The 21264-nt window shown below is 71.9% G+C and carries 15 protein-coding genes and 1 tRNA gene; 4 read left to right on the top strand and 12 right to left on the bottom strand.

Annotated features, from left to right (window positions below; genetic code table 11):
• Positions 1-43: 43 nt before the first annotated feature.
• Positions 44-949: a LysR family transcriptional regulator gene (locus tag KHP12_RS22330; RefSeq protein WP_086885610.1), complete on the bottom strand. Its 906-nt coding sequence runs from the start codon at positions 947-949 to the stop codon at positions 44-46.
• 320 nt (positions 950-1269) lie between these two features.
• Between KHP12_RS22330 and KHP12_RS22335 the strand changes: the two genes are divergently transcribed.
• From KHP12_RS22335 to gntA, 4 genes are all read left to right on the top strand, one after another.
• On the top strand, positions 1270-2145 hold the full coding sequence (locus KHP12_RS22335; RefSeq protein ID WP_211834893.1) for an alpha/beta fold hydrolase: 876 nt from the start codon (positions 1270-1272) through the stop codon (positions 2143-2145).
• A 170-nt stretch (positions 2146-2315) separates the two neighbouring features.
• Positions 2316-2390 (top strand) — tRNA-Cys (locus KHP12_RS22340).
• A gap of 316 nt (positions 2391-2706) precedes the next feature.
• Entirely contained in the window at positions 2707-6717 is a 4011-nt protein-coding gene (locus KHP12_RS22345; protein WP_210609359.1) for a non-ribosomal peptide synthetase, read from the top strand.
• Between the two features lie 231 nt (positions 6718-6948).
• Positions 6949-7641: a guanitoxin biosynthesis heme-dependent pre-guanitoxin N-hydroxylase GntA gene (gntA, locus tag KHP12_RS22350; RefSeq protein WP_086884177.1), complete on the top strand. Its 693-nt coding sequence runs from the start codon at positions 6949-6951 to the stop codon at positions 7639-7641.
• A gap of 79 nt (positions 7642-7720) precedes the next feature.
• Here the strand turns inward: gntA and KHP12_RS22355 are convergent, their stop codons facing one another.
• The 11 genes from KHP12_RS22355 to KHP12_RS22405 form a co-directional block, all read right to left on the bottom strand.
• Positions 7721-8524 carry a polysaccharide deacetylase family protein gene (locus KHP12_RS22355; protein ID WP_086884178.1) on the bottom strand — a complete coding sequence of 268 codons (804 nt, stop codon included), beginning with the start codon at positions 8522-8524 and terminating at the stop codon, positions 7721-7723.
• 168 nt (positions 8525-8692) lie between these two features.
• Positions 8693-11014 carry a xanthine dehydrogenase family protein molybdopterin-binding subunit gene (locus tag KHP12_RS22360; protein ID WP_086884176.1) on the bottom strand — a complete coding sequence of 774 codons (2322 nt, stop codon included), beginning with the start codon at positions 11012-11014 and terminating at the stop codon, positions 8693-8695.
• Complete coding sequence (locus KHP12_RS22365) at positions 11011-13311, bottom strand: 2Fe-2S iron-sulfur cluster-binding protein (RefSeq protein ID WP_308289497.1); 2301 nt, start codon at positions 13309-13311, stop codon at positions 11011-11013. The genes KHP12_RS22360 and KHP12_RS22365 overlap by 4 nt, the downstream gene beginning before the upstream one ends.
• Positions 13308-14207 (bottom strand): FAD binding domain-containing protein, encoded by a 900-nt coding sequence (locus tag KHP12_RS22370; RefSeq protein ID WP_037954802.1) that lies wholly within the window; start codon positions 14205-14207, stop codon positions 13308-13310. The genes KHP12_RS22365 and KHP12_RS22370 overlap by 4 nt, the downstream gene beginning before the upstream one ends.
• 275 nt (positions 14208-14482) lie before the next feature.
• On the bottom strand, positions 14483-16138 hold the full coding sequence (locus tag KHP12_RS22375) for a beta-N-acetylhexosaminidase (RefSeq protein ID WP_086883617.1): 1656 nt from the start codon (positions 16136-16138) through the stop codon (positions 14483-14485).
• A gap of 111 nt (positions 16139-16249) precedes the next feature.
• Entirely contained in the window at positions 16250-17119 is an 870-nt protein-coding gene (locus KHP12_RS22380) for a carbohydrate ABC transporter permease (RefSeq protein ID WP_037954800.1), read from the bottom strand.
• A complete protein-coding gene (locus KHP12_RS22385; RefSeq protein ID WP_086883618.1) occupies positions 17116-18114 on the bottom strand; it encodes a carbohydrate ABC transporter permease in 999 nt (332 codons plus the stop codon). Before KHP12_RS22385 ends, KHP12_RS22380 begins: the two co-directional genes overlap by 4 nt.
• The gene (locus tag KHP12_RS22390; protein WP_086883619.1) at positions 18111-19448 is read right to left on the bottom strand and encodes an extracellular solute-binding protein; all 1338 of its coding nucleotides are present in this window, start codon (positions 19446-19448) and stop codon (positions 18111-18113) included. Before KHP12_RS22390 ends, KHP12_RS22385 begins: the two co-directional genes overlap by 4 nt.
• 157 nt (positions 19449-19605) lie before the next feature.
• The gene (locus KHP12_RS22395) at positions 19606-20016 is read right to left on the bottom strand and encodes a hypothetical protein (protein WP_020870921.1); all 411 of its coding nucleotides are present in this window, start codon (positions 20014-20016) and stop codon (positions 19606-19608) included.
• A 189-nt stretch (positions 20017-20205) separates the two neighbouring features.
• Positions 20206-20493 carry a DUF3039 domain-containing protein gene (locus KHP12_RS22400; protein ID WP_075200572.1) on the bottom strand — a complete coding sequence of 96 codons (288 nt, stop codon included), beginning with the start codon at positions 20491-20493 and terminating at the stop codon, positions 20206-20208.
• Positions 20494-20514: 21 nt separating this feature from the next.
• Positions 20515-21102, bottom strand: coding sequence for a YqgE/AlgH family protein (locus KHP12_RS22405; protein ID WP_037954797.1), 588 nt, complete (start codon positions 21100-21102; stop codon positions 20515-20517).
• Between the last annotated feature and the right edge of the window lie 162 nt (positions 21103-21264).

Consider the following 21264-nt stretch of genomic DNA (forward strand, 5'->3'; position numbering starts at 1 on the left):
CAGGTTGTTGAGCCGTCCCCAAGCTCCGCTTATGGATAAGGGGTCAACAGCCGACCCGGTTCCCGGCCACCGTCTTCAGCTCCTCCAGCACCCGCGCGGTGGCCGGTATCCCCAGGTGCTCGCGGAGGACGTACGCCGAGACATGGCGGCGCGAGGCGGGGTCCAGGGCGCGCCCGGTGACCTTCTGGTGACAGAGGAACGACAGCACCAGGCCCGGCATCATCGCCACGCCGAGCCCGGCCGCGACCATGCTCTGCACCACCAGATTGTCGTCGGTGGTGAAGGCGATGTCCGGGGCGAAGCCCTGCTCGGCGCATTCGTGCAGGAAGTTGGCGCGGCACCGCAGACATCCGGCGATCCAGCGCTCCTCGCTCAGCTCGGCCAGCTTGACCGCCCGCCGCCGGGCCAGCGGATGGCCGGTCGGCAGCAGCACCGTCAGCTGGTCCTCCAGCAGCGGGATCTCCACCAGCTCGGCGGGGGTCTCCTCGCGCAGCCCCGGATAGGTGAAGGCGAGGGTGATGTCGCACTCCCCGCGCACCACCCGCCCCAGCGAGTCCGGCGGCTCGCCCTCCAGCAGCTCCACCCGTACCCCCGGATGGGCGGCGGCGAGCCGGGCCATGGTCTCGGGGATGAGGGTCGCGTTGGCGCTGGGGAAGGCGCAGACCCGCACCCGGCCCGAGCGCAGCCGGGTGATGGCGCTCATCTGCTGCTGGGCGGTGGAGATGCTGGTCAGAATGGTGTCGGCGTGCCGGGCGAGGGTCTCCCCCGCCTCGGTGAGCCGCATCCCCCGGCCGACCCGGATGAACAGCGGGCTGCCCACGGCCCGTTCGAGCGCCTTCATCTGCTGGGTGATGGCCGGCTGGGTGTAGCCGAGGGCACGGGCGGCCCCGGAGTAGGAGCCGGAGCGGACCACCTCGTGGAACGTCTTGATGTGCCGGGAATCGAACACACTCGCATCATACGGAGCCCGGAACGGAAACCATAAGCGGGATTTGGGGCCGCACAAGATCGCCCCTACCGGCGCTTTTGCGTCACGCGGACGGCCGGGACATCGAGCCGCGCCACGAAGCCGGGCCACTGAGCCGGGTCGGAGCCGCCCCACGGCCCGGCGCCACGAGACATACCGCCCGGCGCCACGAGACATACCGCCCGGCGCCACGAGGCATACGGCCCGGCGCCACGAAGCATACGGCCCGGCGCCACACCCGATGCGCGAGAGACACCCGGTCAAGGACGGTCAAGATGACGAAGCTGGGGCAAGCTGACCCCATGCCGCACTACACCTCGTACGACGGAACCGAGCTGGCCTACCGCGTCCTGGAGGCCCGGGACGGCTCGGCGGGGCCACCGCTGATCTGCCTGGCGGGCGGGCCGGGGCGGGACGCCGCGTATCTGGGCGACCTCGGCGGGCTGGACGCCCATCACACCCTCATCGTCCCCGACAGCCGCGGCACCGGGGACTCGCCGCCGTCCGCCGACCCCATCGGCTACGCCTTCCCCGGGCTCGCCGAGGACCTCGAGGCGCTCCGCCGCCATCTGGACCTCGTCCGCTTCCCGCTGCTCGCCCATGACGCGGCCGCCGCCACCGCCCAGGCGTACGCGGCCGCCCACCCCGAGCCGCTCAGCCGCCTGATCGTGGTCAGCCCGGGCGCCCGGCTTCAGGGCGAACTCCCCGAGGACGCCCGGGAGATCTTCGAGTCCCGCGCCGACGAGCCCTGGTGGGAGGAGGCGTACACGGCGGTGCAGCTCCTGCCCGACACCACCGACCTCCCCGAGATGCGCAGGCTGCTGCTCCAGGCCGCCCCCATGGCGTACGGCCGCTGGGAGGAGCCCCAGCGGGCGCACGCCGAGAGCGAGGGCGAGCAGCTGGGGCGGGTGGCACGGGCGGGCTTCTGGCAGGGCGTCGACGAGGCGGGGCGGCGCGCGGTGCTGGCCCGGCTGCGCGAGGTGCCCTGCCCGGTGCTGGCGATCACCGGCGACCGGGACGCGGTGACCGGGATGCGGGCCGGGGAGCTGGTGGCCGAGTCCTTCCCGGACGGCCGGGCGCGGCCGCTGCCCGGGGTGGGCCACTACCCATGGGTCGACGATCCGGACCTCTTCCGCCAGGTGGTCGAGGACTTCCTGGCACAGCGCCCCACGCGGTGAAGGCGGGCCGCGAAGGGGGCCGGGGGCGCGGCGGAGGCGCGGCCGTCAGGCCATGAACGGCGGCCGTCAACGGCGGCCGTGAACGCAGTGTGTCAGTCGTATGGCAGCCCCCGCCGCTCCGTTGTGCCCGCCCCACCCCGGTCCTATCGTCGAGAACACAACACGACATCGGCCGTGTGCCCGAGTGGTTGAGGGGCTCGACTGCAAATCGAGTTACGTGGGTTCGATTCCCGCCACGGCCTCCACACCCCGGCGCGGGCGCCTCACTCGGCGCCCGCGCATTGGGTTGCCTCTCGGTGAACCCCCGACATCCTCTGGACACTCGCGCCCGTAGGGCGCATGCTCATGCACGCGCTCATGGTGTTCCGGCATCGCGATACTCCAGGTAAACACCTAGGGCTCGGCGATTTTCACAGTCTCGCCACCGAACGGTCTCTTGACCCCCGCACTGAGTGCAATTCCGTCTCATAGGGTCGCGTGTGGTGCCTGCGACCGAGCGGAAAACTATTCCCGGTCGGCGGGCACATTTTCGACCGTGGTCCCATTCTCAGTGGGGGAAATGTGCAGCCCGCCGTACCGGCCGCCCGTCTGCCGCTCTCGACCGGCCAGAGTGAAATCTGGTTCATAGAGCAGCTGGAGCCGCCGGAGAGCACCACCTTCCGGGTCGGTGAGTACCTGGAGATACAAGGACCGATAGACACCGAGCTATTCGAGCGGGCCCTGCGCAGAGCCGTGGCGGAGGCCGAGCCCTACAACATCCGGGTCGGGGAGGACGACGGGGAGCCCTGGCAGGCCCTTGACCCGGTGACCGACTGGGAGCTCCCGAAGCTGGACCTCACCGCCGAGGACGACCCCTGGGCCGAGGCCGAGCGGTGGATGAAGAACGACCTGGCCACGGGGGCGCTCAAGCTGGGCGACCACCCGGCGTTCTCGTTCGCCCTGATCAAGGTGGAGGCCGAGCGGTTCCTCTGGTACCAGGGCACCCACCACATCGTCTCCGACGCCGGTTCGGCCGCCCTGCTGGGCCGGCGGACCGCCGAGGTGTACACCGCGCTCGTCGAGGGGACCGACCCGGCCGAGGGGGAAACGGTCTTCGGCTCCCTGCGGGCGATGCTCGACCAGGACGCGGAATACCGGGCCTCACCGGATTTCGCCAAAGACCGCGCGTACTGGCTGGAACACTTCGGTGATTCCCCGCGCCCGGCACGGCTTTCCACCCACCCCACCAGGGAACTTTCCACCGTCCTCCGCCAGACCGCCTACCTGACCGAGGCGGAAGCGGTCGAGCTGCGGGCCGCCGCGCGTAAATACGCCACCCACTGGTCCGCTATGATCATCACGGCGACCGCGCTGTATCTGCACCGATTGACCGGTAAATCGGACATCATTCTGACGCTGCCCGTATCCGGCCGTACCGATGCCACTTCCCGCGCCATTCCCGGGATGTTCGCCAATGTGGTGCCGCTGCGCATCCAGGTGCGCGCCGATATGCGAATACGGGACCTGGTCCGGCAGATCTCACGAGAAGTCAGGCAGGCCCTTCGCCATCAGCGCTACCGCCGTATCGACCTGGCCCGGGATCTGCGACTCCCGGACGGCGGAAACGGTTTGCTCGGCCCGCACGTCAACATCATGACGTACGACTACGACTTCCACTTCGCCGGTCACCGGGTCAAGGCGCACAACCTCTCCAACGGCACCGTCGAGGACCTCTCGATCATGGGGTACGACCGGTCCGACGGCACCGGTATCCGGATCGACCTCAACGCCAACTCCAACCTCTACACCGAGGACGCCCTCATCGCCCACCGGGAGCGCTATCTCGGCCTGCTGCGCACCCTCTCCGACACCTCCGACATGCAGCGCACCGTCGGCTCGCTGGAGCTGCTGTCGGCCGAGGAGCGCCGGCGGGTCCTGGGCGCGCCGGGCGACACGGCGCACCCCACCTCCGGCGCCACCCTCCCGGAGCTGCTGGCCGCCCAGGCCGCCCGCACCCCCGGCACCCAGGCCCTGGTCTGCGACGACACCGTGCTCAGCTACGCGGAGCTGGACCGGGCGGCCAACCGGCTGGCCCGGGTGCTCATCGCGCGCGGCGCCGGGCCCGAGCGCACCGTCGGCGTGGCCCTGCCCCGCTCCGCGGACCTGGTCATCGCGCTGATCGCGGTGCTGAAGACGGGGGCCGCGTATCTGCCCCTGGACCTGGACTACCCGGCCGAGCGGCTGGCGTACATGCTCGACGACGCGGGCCCCGCCCTCGTGGTCACCCGCGGCGACAGCGCCGGTGCGCTGCCCGCGCGAAATGGCGTGGGGCGGCTGCTGCTGGACGTCGTGGACCTCACGGGCGTCGACGACGCCGCGGGCGGCTCCGCCCCGGCGGTGGCGATCGACCCCGAGCACCCCGCGTACATCATCTACACCTCGGGCTCCACCGGCCGCCCCAAGGGCGTCCTGGTGCCCCACCGGGCCGTGGCCAACAGCATGGAGTGGATGCGGGGCACGTACGACCTCGCTCCCGGGGACCGGATGCTCCAGAAGACCCCGGCCGGGTTCGACGCCTCCGTCTGCGAGTTCTTCTGGCCGCTGCTCAGCGGCGCCACGCTGGTGGTGGCCAAGCCCGGCGGCCACAAGGACCCGGCGTACCTGGCGCGCACGGTGCGCGAGGCGGGCATCACCGCGCTCCAGTTCGTGCCGTCGATGCTCCAGGCGTTCCTCGCCGAGCCGGGCGCCGCCGAAGCGTGCGCGGGCATCCTGCGGCGCGCCTCCAGCGGCGGTGAGGCGCTGCCGCGCGAGACCGCCGAGCGGTTCCACGAGCGGTTCCCCGGCGTACCGCTGAACAACCTCTACGGGCCCACCGAGACCACCATCCAGATCGCCCACCACCCCTCCGCGCCCGGCGGCGAGGGCCCGGTGCCGATCGGCCGGCCGGTGTGGAACACCCGGATGTACGTCCTGGACACCGCGCTGAAGCCCTGCCCGGCCGGGGTCACCGGCGAGCTGTACGTGTCCGGGGCACAGCTGGCCCGCGGCTATCTGGGCCGGGCCGCCCTCACCGCCGAACGCTTCGTCGCCGACCCCTACGGCCCGCCCGGCACCCGGATGTACCGCACCGGCGACCTGGCCCGGCTGCGGCCGGACGGCGAGGTCGAGTACGTGGGCCGCACCGACGGCCAGGTCCAGCTGCGCGGCTTCCGCGTCGAGCTGGGCGAGGTCGAGGCGGCGCTGCGAGCGCTCCCCCAGGTGGCCGAGGCCGCCGCGGCGGTCCGCGCCGACCGGCCCGGCGACCAGCGGCTGGTCGGCTATGTGACGGCCGCCGGGGACACCCCGCCGGACGTCGCCGCGGTCCGTGAGGCGCTGGGCGAGGTGCTGCCCGAGCACATGGTGCCGAGCGCGTTCGTGGTCCTCGACACCCTTCCCCTGGACGCCAACGGCAAGCTGAACCGCGCCGCGCTGCCCGCGCCCTCCTTCGAGGCCACCACGGGCGGGCGGGCGCCCCGCACCCCGCGCGAGGAGACGCTGTGCGCGCTCTTCAGCGAGGTCCTGGGCGTCGACGGCGTCACCGTCGACGACGACTTCTTCCTGCTCGGCGGCCATTCGCTGCTCGCCTCCAAGCTGGCCAGCCAGGCCCGCGCCGCGCTGGCCACCGAGCTGTCGATGCGCGACCTCTTCGAGGCGCCGACCGTCGCCCGGCTGGTGGCCCGCCTGGACGCCGCGGGCCCTGCCGAGGCGCACCAGGGGCAGCCGCTGGACATCCTGCTGCCGCTGCGCGGCGAGGGGGCGCGCCCGCCGCTGTTCTGCGTCCACCCCGGCGGCGGTCTCGGCTGGTCGTACACCGGGCTGCTCCGCCATCTCACCCCCGACCAGCCGGTGTACGCCCTCCAGGCGCGCGGTCTCACCGAACCGGACGTCCTCCCGGCGAGCGTCGAGGAGATGGCCGCCGACTATCTGGAGCAGATCCGGACCGTCCAGCCGACCGGTCCCTACCATCTGCTCGGCTGGTCCTTCGGCGGGCTGATCGCCCACGCCATGGCCACCCGGCTCCAGGCGCGGGGCGAGGAGGTCGCCACGCTGGCCGTGGTGGACGCCTACCCCGACAACGCCCAGGCGCTGCCCGAGGCGCCCGAGCTCAGCAAGCGCCAGTGGCTGGGGGTGCTGCTCGACGACATCGGCGGCGGCGACATCTTCGCCCCGGGCTGGCTGGAAGCGCACCCCGACGGGGCGGACGGCACCGCCGACCTGGTGGCCGACCTCTGCCGGGAGACCGGGCTGCCGGCCCGGCTGCTGGAGGGCGAGGCCAGCTTCCCGCTGCTCGACATCCTGCTCAACGACCAGGAGCTGATGCGGAAGTTCGCGCCCGAGCGGTTCCATGGCGACATGCTGCTGTTCCGGGCCGTGGAGGAGATCCCCGGCTACCGGCGCGATCCGCTGCACGTGGCGGACGCCTGGCTCTCCTTCGTGGACGGCGCCCTGGTGGTGCACGGCGTCCCCGACCACCACTACCGGATGATGCGGGAGGAGTCCCTGGACCGGATCGGCCCGGTGGTGGCGGCGGCGCTGGACCGCGCCCGCAGCTGACGGGCCGGGGCCCAGGGTCCGGGCCAGGACTCAGAGCCCGGACCGGGGCCGCTCCCTCGGGGGCGGCCCCCGACCCGATTTCGCCGATCGGGCCCTCGACGATCACAATTCAGCCAGGCGCCCCATCTCGTTCTCCTGCTCTCCTACGCAGGTGAGCAGGGTGGGCGCCTTCATGTGGAGAAGGAGATGAGCTCCCAGCGAGGAGGCACGTAGTTGGAAGGAAGGCTGGCCATGACAGTGGACGCAACGGACGAGGTGGAGCGGTTCATCCTGGGGGACCGGTTCGCCTGCCTGGCGGGACGGTCCGCCTGGCGCAAGGGTGGCATCACCCATCGTCACTACGACCGGATGGGATCCCACGATTCGGCCCGGCTGATGGCACTCGACCTCGCGGATTTCGTGGCCTCGGCCGACTGGAGCCACCGGTCGTTCACGAGCTTCATCGCGACCTTCGAGCAACCTCGCGGAGTGGATGAGCTGCGGTTCGAGGAGCTGCTGTGGGAACAGCTCCAGCTACTCCACGAACAGGACTCCCGGTCCCACCGCTGGGCCGAGGGCCGCTCGTCCGACCCGCAGACCAGGGAGTTCGCCTACAGCGTCGCCGGTCACCCCTTCTTCGTCATCGGCCTGCACGAGACCCACCGCCGCTGGGGCCGCCGTCCTCCCTTCCCGATGCTGGCCTTCAACTCGCATGAGCAGTTCGACCGCATCAAGGGCGCCAACATGTGGGACCGGCTCGCGGAGAAGATACGCAAGCAGGACATCCAGCTCCAGGGCGACATCAATCCCAACCTGCTCGAGTACGAGGAGCTCTCCGAGGCCCGCCGCTACTCCGGCCGCCCCAAGCCCGCCGACTGGCAGTGCCCGTTCACCGCCCGCGAGGACGAGCGCGAACCCGCCCTGACGGGTCGGCCCCCGGCCTGACCGGAGCGCCTGTCACCGGCGGGCGGATGACGCCCGCCGGTGACGGACACGGCACTGTGCGGGCGCTCTGCCTCCCGGTTCAGCGCTCCGGGAAGCCGAAGCTGTATCCCTGCTGCTTCAGCCACGGCAGGACCTGGCGCAGTGCCTCGACCGTCTGGCCGCGGTCGCCGCCCGCGTCGTGGAAGAGCACGGTGGGGCCGTTGGAGATCTCGTTCTTGACGGTGTTGACCTCAGTCTCGACACCCGGCTGCTTGAAGTCCTTGGAGTCCACGTTCCAGCCCAGCGGCCGCATGCCCTGCGAGGCGGCGATCTGACGGCTGTACGGGGTGAACGCACCGCCCGGGGCGCGGTAGTAGAGCGGCTTGACGCCGCCCGACGCCTTGGTGATCAGTCGCTGGGCGTCGAGGATCTCCTTGGACTGGTAGGCGGACGACTTCTTGTCCATGGTCGTGTCGTGCGACATGGAGTGGTCGCACAGCCGGTGCCCGTCCGCGACCACGTCCTTGACCAGGTCCGGATGGGCCTGGGCCTGCGGGCCGACCATGCAGAAGGTGGCCTTGACGCCGTTGGCCTTGAGCACCTGGAGGACCTGCGGGGTCCAGGTCGGATCCGGACCGTCGTCGATCGTGATGTTGACGCCCTTGGCGCCCTTGTCGGAGGCGTGGGCTATGTCCATGTTGACCACGGGAGCGGGCAGTTCGGGGTCCGGCTTGGAGGTCTGGCCCACGATCGGCGTCGGCTTCGGCGTCGGGGACGCGCCCGGATCGGCCTCGGCGGTTCCGGACTGGGCGGTCCACACGGCGGCCAGGGCGGTCACCCCCACCACACCGAACGCCGCCGCCAGTATCCGGCTGTTCGCCCCCATGAACCGGTGCCGTGCCATGTCCGCCTCGCTCCCCATGTCTCCGGTGTCGCTTTCGCAAACATGAGGATGGAGTTGGGGCGGGGAGGGATCCCTCTGTTACACATCTCGGACAATCCCGTGCCGTAGACGGCGGGGCGGCGGCGAGGCGCGGGCGGTGGGCCCGCCCGCGGCCTCCTTATCAGGTGCCTAGCCCCGGTTGACGACCGCCGCCTGGGGGCGGATCGGGAGGCGGTTGACCGGACGGCCGGTGGCCGCGCGAACCGCCGCCGCCACCGCGGCCGGGGTGGTGACCACCGGCACCGCGCTGGCCGCCTTGGCGCCGAAGGGGGCCACCACGTCCCGCTCCTCGACCAGCTTGACGATGCGGATGTCGGGGACGTCCAGGGCGGTCGGCAGGGCGTAGCCGGTCAGGTCCGGGTGCCGGACCACACCGCGTGAGGTGCGCAGGTTCTCGGTGAGGGCCGCGCCGATGCCCTGGGCGACACCCGCCTCGATACGGGTCCTCAGCTGACGCGGGTTGAGGACCCGGCCCACGTCCTGGGCCACCGTCATGTCGACGACCCGTACCGCGCCGATCTCGATGTCGACGTCCACCACGGCGCGCACCGCGCAGTAGGCGAGCCCGACGAAGGCGTCACCCTGCCCGGTCTCGTCCAGCGGCTCGGTGGGGTGCGGACGGCACTGCGCGGTGGCCCACAGCTCCTTGCCCTCCAGGGCCTCCTCGACGGTCGTGCTGAGCACCCCGTCATACGAGGTGATCTTGCCGTCGGCGATGCTGAGCAGCTCGGTGGACATGCCGAACGTATGCGCCAGGGGCTGGAGCAGCTGGGTGCGGACCATCTTCGCGGCGCGCTCGACCGCACCGCCCGAGACCCAGGTGTGGCGGCCGCGCGAGGCGGGCCCGGCCGGGGGCTGGTCGGTGTCGATGGGCGCCACATGGACCTCCTCGATACCGAGGACGTCCTGGACGATCTGGCGGGCCAGGGTGGTGAAGCCCTGGCCGGTCTCGACGGCCGCGCAGATGACGGTGGCCACCGGCCCGGTGACCTTGACGGTGGCGGTGGAGACCTCGTCCCTCCCCTCGGCGCCGAGCATATGGACCATGCCCAGGGCGTAGCCGACCCCGCGCCGCACCGCGGCCGGATCGCCCGCGCCCTCCAGGCCGCCCGGCAGCAGCCACTCCTCCTCGGGGTCGTCCTTGGGGAGAGTGGGCAGCGGTGCGTCCCTTACGGCTTGCAGCAGCTCGGCGACCGGGGCCGGGCAGGTGACGGTCTGTCCGGTGGGCAGCAGATCGCCGGTGGCCATCACATTGCGCATCCGGATCTCGACCGGGTCGAGACCCAGCTTGGCCGCCAGCTTGTCCATCTGGCCCTCGTACGCGGCGCACACCTGCATCGCGCCCTCGCCGCGCACATGGCCGGAGGGCGGGTTGTTGGTGCGCACCGCCCAGCCCTCGATGAAGGCGTGCGGAACGACATAGGGGCCGCAGGCGAAGGAGACGGCGGCGGCCAGCGAGTCCGCGGAGGAGTCGGCGTACGCGCCCGCGTCCAGCAGGATCTGCGCCTCGACCTTGACCAGCTTGCCCTGGGAGTCCGCGTGGTGGCGGTAGCGCAGCAGGGTGGGGTGGCGGTGGGCGTGGCCGAGGAAGGACTCCTCACGGGTCGCCGCCAGCTTCACCGGATGGCCGGTGCGCAGCGCCAGCAGCCCGAGCGGCAGCTGCATCCCCGGGTCCTCGCGCTCGCCCATGGCGCCGGGGACGCCGGTGACGACGACCTTCACCCGCTCCGGCTCGAGACCGAAACAGGCGGCGGCCAGGTCGCGGTCGGCGTGCGGATCGGTGGAGGCGGTGTAGATCTCCACCCCGCCGTCGGGGCGCGGCACGGCCAGGCCCGCCTCGGCGCCGATGGGCGCCGGGTCCTGTCGGCCGATCCGGTACAGCCCCTCGACGATGACCTCGCCGACCACGTCCGGGTCGCCGAAGGACAGCGGGATGTGGCGGACCAGATTGCCGTCGGGGTGCAGCGGCTCGGCGGAGAACGCCTGCTCGGGGTCGGTGACGGGCTCCAGCACCTCGTACTCGACGGCGATGGCCGCGGCCGCGAGGCGGGCCGTGTCGGGGTGGTCGGCCGCGACCGCGGCGATCGGCTCGCCGTGGTGGCGGACCAGGTCCTTGGCGAACACCGGACGGTCGGCGACCCGGCGGCCATGGGAGGCGTCGCCGGGCACGTCGTTGTGGGTCACCACGGCCCGTACGCCGGGCATCTCGACGGCCTGTTTGGTGTCGATGGAGACGATGCGGGCATGCGGGTGCGGGGCGCGCAGCACGGCCGCCCACAGCAGCCCCTCGGCCCACAGGTCGGCCGCGTACGGGAAGGTGCCCGAGGTCTTGGCGGCCGAATCGGTGGGCGGCAGGGACACGCCGAGGCCCATGGTGGACGGGGTCTTGACGGGCGTTCCGGCGGCGGGGGTGGCGGTGACGGCGCCCGTGCCGTCCGCGATTCCGGTCATGCCGATGCCCTTCCGCTGCCGCTTCCGTTGACGCTCCCGTTGCCGGTGATGCCGTGCGGTCCCGTCTGGTGCGGGATGCGGGCCGGGTCCTGGTGGGCGTCGTGTCCCTCGTCCGCCTCGGCCTCCGCGTCCTCGGCGGCCTCACGGCCCGCGACGACCTCGCGGACGGCGTCGAGGACCCCACGGTAGCCGGAGCAGCGGCAGAGGTTGCCGGAGATCGCCTGGCGGGTCTCCTGGTCGGTCGGGGCGTGGTTGCCCTCGAGGAGGTCGTGCACGGTCATCGCCAGCCCGGGCACGCAGAAGCCGCACTGCACGGCCCCGCACCGGGCGAGCGCGCGCTGGACGTCGGAGGGCTGTCCGCCGGTGGCGAGGCCCTCGACGGTGCGGACCTCGCTGCCCGCGGCGGTGGCGGCGGGCACCAGGCAGGAGGCGACGAGCCGCCCGTCGACCTGGACCGAGCAGGCCCCGCACTCGCCCTGGGAGCAGCCGTCCTTGGCCCCTGCGAGGCCGAGGCGCTCGCGCAGCACGTAGAGCAGCGACTCGCCGATCCAGACGTCGGTGACGGGGCGGTCGGCGCCGTTGACGTGCAGGACGTACGAGGCGAGCGGATGCTCGCTGTGGCTCGGGCCCTCGTCCGCGGCCTGGGCGGCCTCGGCGAGGAGGGGCTCGGCAAGGGGCTCGACGGGGGTGTCGGCGGCCTCGGGGGCGTCGGCCGGGGTCCCGGCCGGGGCGGGCGCTCCGGCGTCGTCGGACGCGTCCGTGAACTCGCCCTCGGCCGGGGACGGTTCGGGCTCGGCCGAGGGATCGGCGAGCTCGGGCCCGGCGTCGTCCGGTACCGCCTCGGCGGGGGCCTCGGGGGCGCCCGGCGCGGCGGCGGCGCCGGTGTGGCCCGCGCCGTCCTCGGGGCCGAGGTGCGGGGCGTGCCCATGGGCGTCCCCCGCGAATGGGGCGCCCGGCAAACGGTCATCGGCCGACCGGTCGTCCGTCAGACGGTCGTCCGCGAACCGGTCGTCCGCGAACGCGCCGTGCCAGGACGCCTCCTGGGGCAGTCCGGGGGCCGGACTGCCGTGCGGCGGGGTCTCCAGCCCGGTGTGCTGCCCGTCGACCGGGAAGTCGACCGGGAACTCGCCGGAGCCCCCGGCGGCCGGATCGCCCGGCCGCCGGCCGGGGTCGTCGGCGGCGGGCCGCCCGGACGCGGGGCCGTCGTGCGGCGGGGTGCCAGGGGGCGCGCCATGTGGCGGGGTCCCGTGCGGCGGGGTGCCGCGGGGCGGGGTGTGCAGCCCCTGGTGCCCGTCGGTCGCGAACTCGCCCGAGTCCCCGGCGGAGGGGCCCGGCCACGCCGGGTCCGCGGCCGGGGCCGGTTCATCGCGGTCGGGCATGCGCAGCCGGCGGCGGGCGGGCGGCGGCATGGGCACGGCCGGTGGCGCGGACGCGGCCGGGCCGAGGTGGCCCTCGACCGCGTACTCCCCGGAGTCCTCCGTGCCCTCGTCGGCGGCCGGAACCGACCACTGGCCGGAGTGCCCCTGCTGCTGCCCGGGCTGGGGCTGGAGGGGCTGCTGCGGCTGATGGGGCTGCTGCGGCTGCTGCCGGGGCTGTGCCTGCCCGGCGAACGGCATCCGCAACTGGGCCGTCGTCTGCGGGTCCTGGGGACCGTCCGCGTGGCCGCCGTACGGAGGGGCGGCCGGGCCGGGGTGGTCGTCGACGCGGTACTCACCGGTCTCGTCCACACCGTCGTCGCCCGCGACCGGGATGGTCCACTGGCTGGTGTGCACGGGCCCGCCGGCGCCGTCGTCGGACGGGGCGGGCACCGGCCAGTCGTCCACCGGCTCCTCGGCCGCCGGAGCCGGCCAGTGGCCGGTGTGCGGCGGATGGTGGCCCTGCTGGTCCTCGGTGGGCGCCGGCCACTGGCCGGACCCGTGATGGGGATCGTCGTGGCCGCCGTAGAGGTAGCCGCCATCGGTCTCGGCGGTGGTCCAGTGCCCGGTCATGCCCTGGTTGTGCATGCCCTGATCGTGCATGCCCTGGTCATGGGGCGCGCCCTGGCCATGTCCTGACGGCTGCCAGTGGCCGCCCTGGGACGGGTCACCGTGTCCGGTGTCCATGGGCGGGGGCGCGTAGCCCGTGCCGGGCGCCGCGAGCGGGTCCCAACGGCCGGAGGGGTCGGTCGGGTCCGGGTGGGCGTAGTCGGGCGGCAGTTGAACGAAGGCCGTCGACTCGGCGTCGTACTCCGGGCCGTGCGGCATCGGCTGCCAGCCGCTCCCCGGCTCCGGCCGGTGCGGCTGCTGTTCATCACTCACGCGAGTGCCCTCCCCAGTGCTCGGCGGGCCAGAGCTGCCACGGTACGCCTCAGATGGATCGCGGCAGGCGGCAGGGGGACCGGCTCGCCGCCGTCCTGCGGAGGCAGCGGGTCGGGGATGCACGCGGCGGCGACGTATTCGCCGAAAGCGGTCGTGACCTGCGGGTCCAGATGGCCTCGGTCCCCGTCCCAGTCGATGAGCGAGGCGACCCAGCGCTCGGCCTCCAGGGGGCGCAGCGGCATCGGCGCGACCGCGCCCACGGCACAGCGCACGCCGCGCCGCGCGGGGTCCAGGACGAGGGCGACGGAGGCGGTGGACCGGCCGGGCCCGGTGCGCCCGGTGGCCTTGAGGAAGGTCTGCGGGGCGTGCAGCAGCGGAACCCGGACGAATCCGACGAGTTCACCGGGGCGCAGCAGATCGACCCCGGCGAGCAGATGGCTGACCGGGATCTCGCGGCGGGACCCCTCGGGCCCGGCGATGATGACCGTGGCCTCCAGGGCGGCGAGCACCGGCAGCGCGTCGCCGGTGGGGGCGGCGGTGACGATGTTGCCGCCCAGGGTGCCGGCGTTGCGGATCTGCGGGGGCCCGGCGGCGCGTGCGGCCGCGGCCAGCGCCGGGATCAGCGCGGCGAAGTCGGGTCGGCCCATCCGGGCGTGGGTGAGTCCGGCGCCGAGGAGGGCGTGCCCGTCCAGATAGCGCCAGCCGCGGATTTCGCTGATCCGGCCGAGCCCGACGAGCGCGGCGGGCCGCAGCAGGCCGGAGTTGACCGTGGCCATCAGATCGGTACCGCCCGCCACGGGCACGGCGGCGGGCATGGCGGCCAGTGCCGCCACGGCCTCGTCGAGCGTGCTCGGCAACGTCACCGTGTGCGCCGCCTGCGGTGCGTGCGTGGTCAACCCAGCTGCCCCTTCCCCGGTGTCCCGGCTGTTGCGCCGTACGGTACGTGCTGACAGCCCGGACGTGGCAACTCTGGCACATCTTGCGAGCCCGCCGTCGCGGGGGTCCGTGATCCGTGGATCCGTCCCTGACCTGGGGGATGGTACGGGTTTCTTACGACGTCTCCGTCGGGAGTGGATTGCCACGTTTCAGGGACCCTTGTGCGATTTGGGCTTGCGCCGGTGGGACTACGCTCCCAGGGGCGGCGGAGCGCAGTGCGCACCTTACGGGCGGCTCACACGATCGGGGGCGCCCCCTCGCGCGGGCGTCCGAGAAGGCCGGGGCGCCGCTGCCAGGGAAGCGGCCCGGCGGGCGGGCGGTAACTCACGCCGAGCGCGTCCAGGCGCGCGTAATGTGCCTCCATGCGCCCCTGGAACGCCTCGAAGTCCCGTTCGGGAGACGGCGGCAGCGCCGACCAGACGACCTCGGCGAAGGCGGCGAGCCGGGGGAAGGTCTGGTAGTCCACCCGCCTGCGGTCCTCCATCACCTCGGTCCAGACATTGGCCTGGGCGCCCAGCACCCGGTCCGCTCCTACGCCGGTGAGCTGCGGTGGAACCGGTTCGAAACGGTAGACGTCCTCCAGGGTGCGGACATAGCCGATCGGCACCGGCTCGTCCTCCCCCGGCGCCTGCCGGTGGTCGAAGTACACCTGCTGCTCGGGGCACATGACGACGTCGTGGCCGGCCCGCGCGGCGGCGATCCCGCCCGCGTAGCCGCGCCAGGAGGAGACCGCGGCGCCCTCGGGCAGCGGGGCGTCGGGCGCGCCGCCCTCGAGGATCTCGTCCCAGCCGATCAGCCGGCGGCCGCGCGCGGCGAGCCAGTGGCCGAAGTGGCGGATGAACCAGCTCTGGAGCTCGTCCTCGTCGGCCAGGCCCAGGGCGCGGATGCGCTCCTGGGCGGCCGGGGACGCCTTCCACTGGTCCTTGGGGCACTCGTCGCCGCCGATGTGGACGAAGCTGCCGGGGAACAGCTCCAGGACCTCTTCCAGCACGTTCTCGTAGAAGCGGAGCGTGTTGTCGGTGGGGGCGAGTACGTTCGGGTTGATGCCCCAGGTGGTCCAGACTCCGAGGGAGGCGGTGTCGATGACATCGGTGTTGCCCAGCTCCGGGTACGCGGCGATGGCGGCCTGCGAGTGTCCGGGGATGTCGATCTCGGGCACGACGGTGATATGCCGCTCGGCGGCGTAGGCGACGATCTCGCGGATGTCGTCCTGGGTGTAGTGACCGCCGTGCGGCCGCTCGTCCCACAGCGGGGACGCCCGGTGGCCCAGCTTGGTGCGCTCGCGCCAGGCGCCGACCTCGGTCAGCCTCGGGTAGCGGCGGATCTCGACACGCCAGCCCTGGTCGTCGGTGAGATGGAAGTGGAACACATTGAGCTTGTGGGCGGCGAGCAGGTCCAGATAGGCCAGGACGCCGTCCTTGGGCATGAAGTGGCGGGCCACGTCCAGCATCAGCCCGCGCCAGGCGAACCGCGGCGCGTCCTCGACCGTCCGCTCCGCCAGCTCCCAGCCGGTCTCCGCGCCCCTGAGCGGGGCGCGGCGGTACGCGTCGGGGCCCAGCAGCTGACGGAGGGTCTGGGTGCCCCAGTGGACGCCCGCGGCCGTGCCGCCCGCGATCTCCACCCGGCCGTCGGCCACGGTGAGCCGGTAGCCCTCGGGCTCCAACGCGGCGTCGATCCGCAGGCTGATGGTGTCGTCGCCGCCGGGCTCGCCGTCCGGCAGGGCCAGACCGAGCGCCTGGCCGAGGGTGGTGCGCAGCAGCCGCGCCACCCCCTCGGTGCCGGGCCCGGCGGCCAGGGCGGTGCGCCGCGGGTGGATCCGCGCGCCCGCGCGGCCGGGACGGCTCTGGTCATGGCGGGGCGCGGGGATCAGCCCCGCGGCGTCGTGAGTCATCTGCTCCCCTGTCGGCCCATCATCGTCAGCTGTCGGCCCATCACCGGCTCTTGCCGGTCCTCGTCGTCCTCGTCGTCCTCGTGAGTCCTCGTGAGTCCTCGTCAGTCCTCGTCAGTCCTTCACCGCGCCGCCGAGCCCGGAGACCAGCCGGCGCTGGACGAGCACGAAGAAGATCAGCACGGGGATGGTCATGACGGTGGACGCCGCCATGATCCCTCCCCAGTCGTTCCCCTCGTCCTTGAAGAAGACCAGCAGCGCCATCGGAAGGGTGGAGTTCTCGGTCGCGCTGATGATGAAGGACTTGGCGAAGAGGAAGTCGTTCCAGGCGGAGATGAAGGAGAAGACGCTCGTCGCCACGAGTCCGGGGAAGACGAGTGGGAAGAGGATCTGCCACAGGAAGCGGGAGCGGCTGGCCCCGTCGAGATAGGCCGCCTCCTCCAGCGCCTCGGGCACCGCCTTGACGAAGCCGCGCAGCATCCAGATGGCGAACGGCAGCGAGAAGGCGATATGCGGCAGGATCAGCGACCCCAGGGTGTTGAGCCCCACCCCCGGCACCGACTCCCCCAGATCGCGCATCAGGAAGAACATGGGGATGGTCAGCGCCTCGATCGGCACCATCTGGGCGACCAGAAACATGATCAGCAGCGTGGTGCGGAACCGGAATGTGAAGCGGGCGACCGCCGTGGCCGCCAGGAAGGCGATCAGCGCCGAGGCGACCACCACCACCCCGGCCACGAACAGGCTGTTGAGGAAGTAGCGCCCGAAGTCCTCCTGCTGGAAGACGCGCCGGAAGGAGTCCAGCGACGGGGACCCGGTCCACGGCCGGGGCTCGGTGGACTGGATCTCCCCCTCCGGCTTGAAGGCCGAGAGCACCATCCAGTACAGCGGGAAGGCGACCACGGCCGCCACGAGAAGGGCGGTGGCCTCGGCGGCGAAGCGCCAGGGACGGCGGATGCGCAGCGAGACGCGCGAGTGGCTCACAGTTCTTCTCCCTGGCGTCGCAGCAGCCGCAGATAGACCAGCGTGACGGCCAGCAGGATCAGCAGCATCACCACGCCGATCGCCGAGCCCAGGCTGTACTGCGAGGACGCGAACGCCTTCTGGTACGCGTACACGTTGAGCACCATGTTCTGGCCGGCGATCCCGCCGCCGTTCGTCATCACGTAGATCTGCGTGAAGACCTTGAAGTCCCAGATGATGGACTGGATGGTCACCACGACGAGGATCGGCCGCAGCATCGGCGCCATGACCGTGCGCCAGATCCGCCAGGTGGAGGCGCCGTCCAGGGCGGCGGCCTCCAGCACCTCGGTGGGGATGGCCCGGATGCCCGCGTAGACGGTGACCATGACGAACGGGAACGAGCACCACACGACCTCGAACAGCACCAGGGCGAAGGCGCTGTAGCGGTCGTAGGTCCAGGAGTAGTTCTCGAAGCCGGAGAGGCCGAACCACACCAGGACCTTGTTCACCGGCCCGAAGTCGGGGTCGAAGAGGAAGACCCAGACCGTCGAGCCGGTGATCGCCGGGGTGGCCCAGGCGCCGAGCGCGGCCAGCATCAGCGCCAGCCGCGGAATCGCCCGTACGCGCGTCAGCAGCACCGCCAGCGCACAGCCGACCGCGAGGGTGGACACCACGCAGACGGCGGCGAAGAGCAGGGTGGCGACGGCGACGTTCCAGAACTCGCTGTCGCCGAACAGCTCGGCGTAGTTGGCGAACCCCTGGAAGGTGGTCGGTGCACCGCCGCTGACCTGCGCCTGGGTGTACTCCAGGAAGGAGATCAGACCGAGCTGGTAGATGGGGTAGACGAGCAGCCCGCCCAGGACGACGAGCGCCGGGGCGAGATAGAGCCAGGGGGTCCAGGTGCCGCGCCGGGCGCCCTTCCCGGATCGGCGCCCGGCCGGGACGGTGGATCCCGGCCGGGACCGGCGGCCCTTGGCGGGGGCTCGCCGGGCGTGCTGTGCGGTGCCGGCGCTCACTGCTCGAATGCCTCGTCCATCTTCTTCGCGGCGTCCTGGGTGGCGGCGGGCACGCTCTTACGGCCGCTGACGATCTCCTGGAACATGGTGGGCAGGACGAGCTGCGCGTCGATGGCCGCCCAGCCGGGCGAGGCGGGCACGAACTTGGCGCTGTCGTTGAGGGTCTTCACGAAGGGCTTGACGAAGGCGTCCTTGTGGGCGATGTCGCCGCGCACATCGGTGAAGGTGGGCAGGAAGCCCATGGCGTCGTAGAGCTCGCGCTGGGTCTTCTTCCCGGCGAGCGTCTTGATCAGGTCCACGGCGATCGTGCGGTGCGAGGTGCTCTTGAGCACCCCGAGGTTGTTCCCGCCCGCGAAGGCCGGTGCGATCTCGCCCTTCTTCACGCCCGGCAGCGGCACGACCTTGTACTTGCCCTTGACCTTGCCCGCCTCGATGGCCTGGCGGCTGAAGTCGCCGCCGATCGCCATGGCCGCCTTGCCCGAGGCGAACGCCTCGACGGTGTCGTTGCCGCCCCACTGGGCGCACTTGGCGGCCGGGCAGTTGTCGTTGCCGAAGAGCGAGGTGTACGCCTTCACGCCCTTCTGGGCGTCGGCGCTGTCGATGGCCGCCTCGTACTCGTTGGAGCCGAACTTGCCCTTCTCATCGGCGAGGTCGCCGCCATTGGCCCAGATGAAGGGCATCGCGCCATAGGTGTAGGCGCCGCCGACCGCGAGCCCGTACAGATCCGGCCGCTCCGAGCGGATCTTCTTCGCGGTCGCAATCAACTCGTCCTGGGTGGCCGGCGGCTCCAGGTCGAGCTCCTTGAAGACGTCCGTCCGGTAGTACAGCGCCCGTACGCCGACGAAGAGCGGGACGCCGTAAACCTTGCCGCCGATGGTCAGCGAGTACTTCGCGGTGGGGTCGATATTGGTCGAGTCGCCCCAGGCGCCGATCTCCTTGCTGATGTCCATCAGCCCGCCGTCCTTGACATAGCCGGCGGTGTCGGTGTTGCCGAACTCGATGACGTCGGGAGCGCTCTTGGGGTCGTTGAAAGCCGCCTTGATCTTCTGCGCCCGGGTGTCGATGGGGATGTAGGTCACCTCGACGTCGGTTCCGTCGTGCTCCTTCTCGAAGCCGGCGACCGCCTCGTCGATCACCTTCTTCTTGGGCGCGTTATTGACCTCCTGGAAGAGCCAGACACGCAGCTTGCCGCTCTTCTCGTCCTCCTTGGAGCTGTTGTCGGAGGTGGAAGGGGCACATCCGGTCATGGCCAGCCCCGCCAGGGCGAGTGCCACCACGGGCACGGTGACGCGGGAGGACGGCCGGGAGGAAACAGCGAGATGGGACGGCTTCATAAGGACCCTTAAACATTTGGCGTTGCAAGTAATGCAACGCATGTTTCGCTCAGCACAATACGCGTGAGGCTAGGGAACCTTGAGCGACCCCACAAGAGGTCTGAACCACTTCGTGATAAAGCGAGCCGAAGCACTCCCCCACAAAAGGGAATTCGCGCTAGCGACGCGGCAACTCCTCGCCCGGATAGGCGGGTTCAACATACGGCACGGCCTCTACCCGCGCACCAGCTTCCGCCAGGCGCTCGACCACCCGGTCCCAGTCCGGCCAGGTCTTCCGGAACCGCTCCAGAACGCGGTCGCTGGCCACCAGCACCACCTCGGCACCCGGGTCCTCCGCCCACTCCAGGAGCCTGGGAAGGGTCGGCTGGGCGACCGACATCACGCAGCCGCCGGAGAGCCGGTAACCCCGCTCGGCGGCCAGCCGCCCGCACCGCTCCAGCTGGGCGTCCCAGTCCTTCTCGAACTGGCAGTAGGCGCTGGCGCCTTCCGCTTCGGGCTCGTCGACCTCACGCGCCCCGAACACCAGATAGGCGGCCCGCGCCGCCCCGTTCTCCGTACGCCCGCTCATGGGCCGACCCTACTGGGGCCGTACGGCGCGCGGCAGGGCGCACAAGGCACGGCACGCCCGGCCCGCGACCCCGTTGTCTCGGGATCGCGGGCCGGGCGTGCCGTCTGTTCGCGCGCGAGGCTTGTCGTCGAGGCTGTTCTCGTCAGCGCCCAGGGCCGATCTCGTCAGCGCCCAGGCCCGACGGACCGGCTACTTCTTGCCGTCGCCGTCCTTGCCCTTGTCGCCACCGGCGCCCATGCCCTCGAAGATCTCCTTGCACATCGGGCAGACCGGGTACTTCTTCGGGTCACGACCCGGGACCCAGACCTTGCCGCAGAGTGCGACGACGGGAGATCCGGAGAGGGCACTCTCCATGATCTTGTCTTTCTGTACATAGTGGGCATAGCGCTCGTGGTCGCCGTCACCGTGCGACACCTGCGGTGTCGGCTCAACGAGGGTCCCCGTGCCTGCCCCGCGCTCGGGCTCAAGAGTGCTCATACAGCCCCAGGGTACTCATGCCTAGTTGAGAGAAGGGTCGTCCGGATACGTGGCGACCATGGCCAGCTCACTGCGCTGGCGGCGCAGCACCGACCGCCACAGCCGCTCGGGGGCGGGCGAGGACACATCGCCCGGCTCGGACTCCACCACGTACCACGCGCCCTCGGCGAGCTCGTCCTCCAGCTGACCGGGCCCCCAGCCCGCGTAACCGGCGAAGATGCGCAACGAGCCCACGGCGGCCGCCAGCAGCTCCGGCGGCGCCTCCAGGTCCACCAGGCCGATGGCGCCGTGCACTCTGCGCCAACCGAGTGGCCCGTCCTCGCTGCGCGCCGAGGACCGGCCCGACTCGCCCGGTACGACGGCCACGCCCAGCGCCGAGTCCAGCGAAACCGGACCGCCCTGGAAGACCACCCCCGGCTCCCCGGCCAGCGAGGCCCACGACTCCAGGATGTCGCCCACCCCCACCGGGGTCGGACGGTTCAGGACCACGCCGAGCGAGCCCTCCTCGTCATGGTCGAGGAGCAGCACCACCGCGCGGTCGAAATTCGGGTCAGCAAGCGCCGGTGTCGCGACAAGCAGCCGTCCTGTGAGCGAGGACACCTCGGTCATGGCCACATGATCCCCCATATCCGGGCCGGAGGGGGAGTGGAAGTCGAGTCCCGTATGAGAGCAGGTCGGGGCGCAAGACAGCAGATGCGGCGCACGTGACTGTGGGCCTTTCGATCGAAACGGAACGTGTTGTGTCGGCTACGGGGTGACGCAAAGGGTGCA

Origin of the sequence: Streptomyces asiaticus (assembly GCF_018138715.1) — a bacterium.
GTDB classification, from domain to species: domain Bacteria; phylum Actinomycetota; class Actinomycetes; order Streptomycetales; family Streptomycetaceae; genus Streptomyces; species Streptomyces asiaticus.

Bases quoted from the DNA above. Each gene is read 5' to 3' on its own strand.
- KHP12_RS22335 (WP_211834893.1), top strand. From the start codon at position 1,270: ATGCCGCACTACACCTCGTACGACGGAACCGAGCTGGCCTACCGCGTC.
- gntA (WP_086884177.1), top strand. From the start codon at position 6,949: ATGACAGTGGACGCAACGGACGAGGTGGAGCGGTTCATCCTGGGGGAC.
- KHP12_RS22355 (WP_086884178.1), bottom strand. From the start codon at position 8,524: ATGGCACGGCACCGGTTCATGGGGGCGAACAGCCGGATACTGGCGGCG.
- KHP12_RS22360 (WP_086884176.1), bottom strand. From the start codon at position 11,014: ATGACCGGAATCGCGGACGGCACGGGCGCCGTCACCGCCACCCCCGCC.
- KHP12_RS22375 (WP_086883617.1), bottom strand. From the start codon at position 16,138: ATGACTCACGACGCCGCGGGGCTGATCCCCGCGCCCCGCCATGACCAG.
- KHP12_RS22390 (WP_086883619.1), bottom strand. From the start codon at position 19,448: ATGAAGCCGTCCCATCTCGCTGTTTCCTCCCGGCCGTCCTCCCGCGTC.
- KHP12_RS22395 (WP_020870921.1), bottom strand. From the start codon at position 20,016: ATGAGCGGGCGTACGGAGAACGGGGCGGCGCGGGCCGCCTATCTGGTG.
- KHP12_RS22400 (WP_075200572.1), bottom strand. From the start codon at position 20,493: ATGAGCACTCTTGAGCCCGAGCGCGGGGCAGGCACGGGGACCCTCGTT.
- KHP12_RS22405 (WP_037954797.1), bottom strand. From the start codon at position 21,102: ATGACCGAGGTGTCCTCGCTCACAGGACGGCTGCTTGTCGCGACACCG.